Below are 6,880 nucleotides of genomic sequence, written 5' to 3'. Positions count from 1 at the left end.
ATTGGTACTAAATTTTTTCTCGGTAAAAGCCTGTTAACCAAATTTATACTATTTGGGTTAAATAACTAATCATTCACAACCATTTAAAAGTTTAAAATTATGAAAAATCACGACAAAGCTTCTTTACCAAAGATTCAAATTAAACAGGTACAGGTTTTAAACCGCGTGCTTACTGCTAATGGCTCAATTAGAAATGGCGCAGGTGGTTTTTATGAGTTAGCGGGCACTACTACTACCGAAACTATGAAAACTACAAGCAGTACAGGTTTTTAGCTGTTGTTGGTGCGGCGGTTAGTGGCCGTTTTATCCACCATTAGGTCAAGTAATAGTTTGAGGAATGACTCATTTGTAAATAATGCAGTTATCATCGAAGGGCAACTATAATGAAAACAGCAAAGCTTTCCGGGCAATATAAATTTTCATCAAGCCTGATGCTCAGGTTTCCTGCATTTGACTGCGCGGAAGCGATTGATAAAGAAACCATCCGGGCATTCATTGAGGATGAGCTATTTATGCAGGCGCTTTGGCTTACCTCGAAAGATTTGTATGAAGCGGCTTTGCATCTGGATAAAATTAGTGATGTAAAAAAGCGGGAAAGGCTTGAAATAACCCTTGCTAAATTTATTAACAGGAGCGCAACCGGCACCAATCCATTAGGGTTATTTGCAGGTTGCGCTCCTGTTACCTGGGGGGATGCCACCAATTTACAGCTCGGCAGCGATTATCAGCATGTAAGGCTTAATGTTACCGCAGGGGTTAATATAAACCGCCAATTTTTAAATGATAAGGGAACGCGTACATTGTTGAGTTATAGTGTAAATAAAACATTGTATACTTTAAATGGGGCCTATCGTAAAATTGAGCACCAAACTTTAAACAGTGGTAAGTATAAAGCGTCATCGGTAAAGGCATCTCATGATGTGCAGGCTGTGGTTAGCTTTTGTGAAAACATCAGACCATACAATTCAATACATTCATTTATAACGCAAACGCTTGGAAAAACCGAGCGCGACGCTACAGCTTTCTTAAGCCAGCTTATTGAAAGCCAGGTTTTGTGGAGCGAGCTTGAGCCCAATATTGATGGGGAAGAATACCTTGATCATGTCATTGGCATTTTTACGCGGTTAGCTGATCAAAGCGAAAAAGTACAAAACCATTTATCAAAACTGAATACCATTAAGCAGGTGCTGATCGGTGCCGATAGTGTAATTACAAAAAATAATAAGGTAGCTATGATTTTGAAAGATTTGTTAGGTGACGCCTCACAGGGAACACTGTTGCAGGTTGATTATTTTAGGCAGGGGGCTTCAGCTACGCTTGATAAGGCTTATGCTGATAAATTGCTTGATGCCATTGATATGCTTAACCGGATTACACCCAGGCGGCAAAGTAAAAATCTGGAAACGTTTATTAAACGCTTCAGTGACCGATATCATGAGCAGGAAATTCCGCTAACGGATGTGCTTGATCCTGAAAAAGGCATCGGCTATGCAACAAAGCGCTTTGCAGAATCATCAAATCATATAAGCGATGGCGAAGACCTGCCATATACCGGTGCCGTGAAGTGGCTTATAGGGCAAATTGTTAATAATCCCGGGCAGGAAATTATTCATTTGCAAGACTCGCAATTTGACAATATCAAGGCTAATGAAGATGAATTGCCTCCAAGTTTTTCGGTAATGTTCCGTATTTCGGGTGATGATGAACCCTTGCTTTATCTTGAACATTGCGGCTGGCCGGCAGGTACTGCGATGCTCGGTCGTTTGGCCAGATCTGATAGGAATTTTGGTCAGATCCTTGACGAAATAGCTGAAACTGAAGCCCGGCTCTATGAGCCGGCAATAGTTGCCGAAATTGTACACACGCCCAATGATTGTTTGGGGAATTTTGGTTCGGCACCATACCGTAACCACCAGTTGCAAACTCAGGTAAGCGCCGACGGACAGGAGGTTAATTTATCGGATCTGCTTGTATCCATTAAAGGAAATAATGTTGTGTTGCGTTCGGCCAAATTGGGTAAAAGGATTATTCCCCGTTTAAATACAGCATATAATTACGGAATGACGGCCTTGCCTGTATATCAGTTCCTGGCCGATTTGCAATGCCAGGATTCAAAATATGAACTTGGTTTTAATCTTGATATATTGCCTAAGCTTGGTGTAACCAAAACGCCAAGGATTGTTTACGGAGGCGTAATATTAGCCTTGAAAACCTGGCATATAACCAACGCCGATTTACAGCAGTTGTTAAAAGAAATAGCGGTTGATTACTACGGAGCGTGGGCCAAATTTATTAAATACTGGAACCTGCCTGAAGCTTTTGTTTTTACCGATACCGACAATGAATTGGTTGTGCATACCAATAGCAGGCTTGAGGTTGCTGCCTGGCTTTCATCATGCAAAAAAAAGAATGAAATTATTTTACAGGAATACATTGGCGAACGCAATAATATCATGCTTAAAAAGAAGGATGAAAAGCTTATTGGTAACCAGTTTGTTGCTGTTTTAAAACGCGGCGAAAAAATAACCGGCAAATATGCAGGCATGACACCTTTGAGTACAAATGCGGCTAAACGCCAGTTTTTCCCGGGTGATGAATGGTTATATGTGAAATTATATTGCGGTATTAAAACCGCGGATCAGATAATTGGCAATGAACTTATTCAGCTTAGCAAGAAGCTTTACCATGATGATCTGATAGATCAATGGTTTTATATACGATATGCCGACCCTGAACCTCATATCCGTTTCAGGGTTCACCTGGCTTCAGTGTTTGCGTTAGGCAGGGTAATTCAAAGCATAAACAGTTCATTTGCGGCCCTGATCAAATCAAAACAGATCTGGAAGGTTCAGTTTGATACTTATGAGCGTGAACTGGAACGCTATGGCGAAGCATCGATTGAACTTGTTGAGCAGTTGTTTTTCAATGACAGTCTTGCCATAGCCAGTCTTATATCGAGAGCTGATATGACCGAAAACTTCGAAGAGGTGAGGTGGCTTTGGGGGCTGTTGTCAATTGACAGGCTTTTGAATGATTTTGATTTTCAGTTGCTGCAAAAGATCGAGTTGATGGAGTTGCATGTTGCATCATCGTACCCTGAAGCTAACTACGATAACCTGCTTTCAAAGCAACTGACTTTTAAATACCGGCACTACCGGAACAAAATTGAAGGGCTCTTTGCCGAAGGTGCCGCGGTTATTGGCGATGATCTGCTCCGGTACCGGAGTTTAAACAACCGGCCAGCAACCTCGCTGCTTTCTGAGCTGATCTCATCCGGAACGGTTCCGCAGGACTTGAACTTGCTTGTGATCAGCCTTATTCAGATGAGCATGAACCGCCTGTTTAAAACCAGGCAACGGGTTTATGAACTTGGTGTATACGACTTTCTGCTGCTTTATTATAAGTCGGTTTTACAAGATAAAGAAACAGGCTATGGCAGTAAATATGCCGCGGGGGATTACCACTCGGGCAGGCCATACCTGCACTAACTAAAATAAAGGGCTAAATGCCCTTAAATGATACTTTAACCTTCCCTACACAAATCGCATTAAGTCTTCTATTAACCTGGAAGACTTTTTGTTTTATTTAAGTGTTCGATCATTGTTTTCTTAATAAAAGTTTAACAGGCGTTCCTGCATCTCACCAGTATTATAAATGTATTTTTGACCCTGCTTTTGCTTGCAAGGCAACTTTTACATTATGGAAAGAAGATCAGCATTAAAAAATATAGGCGGCCTGCTCCTGGCGCCTTCGTTAGCGCTTGGTAAAACAACAACAACTGCAAAGCCGGCATTACGGATAGCCCATATTACCGATGTGCACCTGAAGGATAAGTTTGATGCTCCGGCCAGGTTCACCAGGTGCCTTCATCATCTGCAACAGCAAACGCCAAAGGTTGATATGGTGTTAAATGGCGGTGATATTGTTTTTGATATGAACAAGGAGAACATCGGCACCATTAATGATCAATGGAAGCTGGTGCAAAATATCATGAAGAATGAATGCAGCCTGCCCGTTCACTACTGTTTAGGCAATCATGATATCTGGTGGTATGAAGACGATAAAGGGCAAGCCATCTACGGGAAAAAATACGCCCTCGACAAGTTGCAGCTCGTAAAACCTTACTACAGCATGGTAAAAAACGGCTGGAAGATCATTGTGCTTGATAGTGTTCATTTGGATATTGATAATACCTGGTACATAGGTAAGTTGGGCGATGAACAGCTTAACTGGCTCAGTGACGAGTTGAAAGCTACCGATGCAAATATGCCGGTGATGGTAATGTCGCACATACCAATATTAACAGCCCTGCTGATGATTGAAGATGATATTGTAAACAAGTGGACAATGCTTGGCGGCGATATGCATACCGATACCGCTAAGATCATAAACCTGTTTTACCAGCACCCTAACGTAAAGCTATGCCTGAGCGGGCACCTGCACATGCGCGATAAGGTGGTTTATAACAATGTTACCTACCTGTGCAACGGCGCAGTTTCCGGCGCATGGTGGGAAGGTAACCGCCGCGAAACGGCTCCTGGCTACGGTTTGATCGATTTGTATGCCGATGGTACTTTCGACGAGAAATACGTGAATTATTAAAACATAAAAAAGGGGCAAGCTAAATTAAATAGCCTGCCCCATGCATATATATGTTGGTTGTTTAGAGCTGGAGAATGCTTTTAAACTTATCGGCATAGTCATTAAGCTGGGCAAGTAATTGGCCGCTTAGTTCTTTTTGATTGCTGTTATGCGTAATGGCAACCATGTTATTAAGCAGCGTCATGCTGATCTGCACATCACGCGGGCTTAACCGGCCTGTATCCTTTTGCAATTGATGGTAGTTATAATCAAGCTTATCGGTTAAGTAGCCGTTAACGCTTTTGATAAGCTTATTTCCCAATTTGGCGTAGTCCAGCTTGTAAGAGGTATCGGCCATAGTGATTTTACCCTGCGCGGTCATAAAGTTAGGGTTGATGTCGGGCATTACATCTTCATATTTATGCAGCGTGTTAAGTGCAAGGTCGCGGTGCCCATCTTTCAATAACCCTGCAGAAAGATCGGAAAAAACAGATACCATTTGAGGGAAAAACATGGTAGTTGATTGCTGGTCAAGATATTTGGCTGTTTTAAAGTTCCCGAATTTAAATTTATCCATCACATTGCTGTACATCACCAGGCTGTTGGTTTTTGAAAGCTGATCGCTTATAGACGAATCTGTTTTGAAAGGCAGCAGGCGGTAAGCAAACCCCTCCTGGTACAAATATGGCTGTAAGCCAACCATACTTGTTTGGCCAATAGACGTAGTGAAACAAATTGGCCGTTTCCAGTCATTATGGGCGAGGATATCTATTAATGCAAGGTTTTCTTTGGTAATATAATTAGGCGGAAATTTCCATTTCATGGTATCCGTTAGCAAGCCTTTTTGTTCGGGTGTGATAACCTTGTTCTTCATTACATCATCGGCATTGACTGCCAGCTTGAAGTTTTTGGTAGGCAGATAGTTTTCTGTAGTGCCGTTGGTATATTCAACATGGGTACGTTTATCATCTGAAGTAATGAAATCAAATATGTCTTTCACATCGGTGTAGCCCGGTATTTTGGCATCATTATACCTGATCACATCTCGGGTGCCCAGTTTGTATTTGTCGAAGTTCATGGTGATGGGCAAAGCATCGGCCTGGTTTATTTTGCGCTGCATTTGCCTTACCGACCAATCGGCACTTAACAGGCTCAGGTTTACGATACGTACATCGGGGCGGATGTTTTCCACTTCCTGGTCGTACCATAAGGAGTAAGTATCATTATCGCCCAAATCAAACAAAATAGCATTTTTAGGGCAGGACATCAGGTAATTATAGGCCATGTCATGTGCCGCCATTTTGGTTGAACGGTCGTGGTTTTTCCACTCTTTACTGGCCAGCAAAACAGGGCCAACAATAGTGCAAATAACAAAGGCCCCAATTGTTGCAAACCGCGGATTGATCTTTTTAGGTATCAGATCGATCAATGCTATCAACCCTAAACCAATCCAGATGGCAAAAGCATAAAACGAACCGACGTACGAGTAATCACGCTCACGCGGTTGTATTGATGGCTGGTTAACATACAGCACAATGGCCAGCCCGGTAAAAAAGAACAGCAAAGTGATTACGAGTGCATCTTTCTTTCTTTTCTTGAAATGATAAAGCATCCCTAATAAGCCAACTACTAAAGGCAGGGCATAAAGCGGGGTATAGGTAACATTATTCAATATGGATTTCGGCGTATTGGAGGTATTGTTGAATAAACCGGATGTCCAGTTGCCGCCGATGCCGTTCATGTTGGTTTGGCCTTCCATATCGTCATCATTGTAGCGGCCAACAAAGTTCCACATAAAATAGCGCCAGTACATCTGGTACATTTGCCAGCTGAACATCCACCTTAAATTATCTGAAAAGGTAGGAGTAGCATTGTCGCTTAACTGGAGCCAGTCGCGGTAAAACTGAGCGTCCTGGGCATAGGTAGTATTCTCTTCTGTCGACCACATACGGGGCAGGATGCTGGTATGGTCATAAACATAATTGGGCTTGTTATAGGCTATCTCATATTGTTTTTTGCCTTTGCGGTAAAGCGGCGTGCCATCGGTAACGTCGGTTATTTTGGCATCAAATAAAGGGCCTTTAAGCAAAGGTGTTTCACCGTACTGGGTACGGTTAAGGTATTCATACATCGTAAATGCATCGCTGGGGTGCGAGTTATTGAGATTGGTTCCTGCTGATGCCCGGATCGGGATATAAACAAATGAGCTGTAACCAAAGTAGATGAACACGATACAAAGGAGGCTCACATTTAAAAAATGCTTTTGTTTACGGATGCTGTACCAGATGCCGGCTACAAG

4 protein-coding genes are annotated in these 6,880 nt (G+C 42.4%); 3 read left to right on the top strand and 1 reads right to left on the bottom strand.

Going from position 1 to position 6,880, the window contains the following annotated elements; genetic code table 11:
• Positions 1-99 precede the first annotated feature (99 nt).
• The 3 genes from VF500_RS07275 (at position 100) to VF500_RS07265 (ending at position 4,602) form a co-directional block, all read left to right on the top strand.
• On the top strand, positions 100-273 hold the full coding sequence (locus VF500_RS07275; protein WP_330859035.1) for a hypothetical protein: 174 nt from the start codon (positions 100-102) through the stop codon (positions 271-273).
• 110 nt (positions 274-383) lie between these two features.
• Positions 384-3,488, top strand: coding sequence for a lantibiotic dehydratase (locus VF500_RS07270; RefSeq protein ID WP_330859034.1), 3,105 nt, complete (start codon positions 384-386; stop codon positions 3,486-3,488).
• A 211-nt stretch (positions 3,489-3,699) separates the two neighbouring features.
• Entirely contained in the window at positions 3,700-4,602 is a 903-nt protein-coding gene (locus VF500_RS07265; protein WP_330859033.1) for a metallophosphoesterase family protein, read from the top strand.
• Between the two features lie 61 nt (positions 4,603-4,663).
• Here VF500_RS07265 and VF500_RS07260 read toward each other — a convergent pair.
• The coding region (locus VF500_RS07260) for a DUF2723 domain-containing protein (RefSeq protein ID WP_330859032.1) at positions 4,664-6,880 on the bottom strand (2,217 nt) is incomplete at its 5' end.

This window comes from Mucilaginibacter sp. (assembly GCF_036383575.1).
In the GTDB taxonomy this organism is placed as follows: domain Bacteria; phylum Bacteroidota; class Bacteroidia; order Sphingobacteriales; family Sphingobacteriaceae; genus Mucilaginibacter.
Note: the sequence above shows the minus strand (reverse complement) of the source record. Positions and strands in the feature narration are given on the sequence as shown.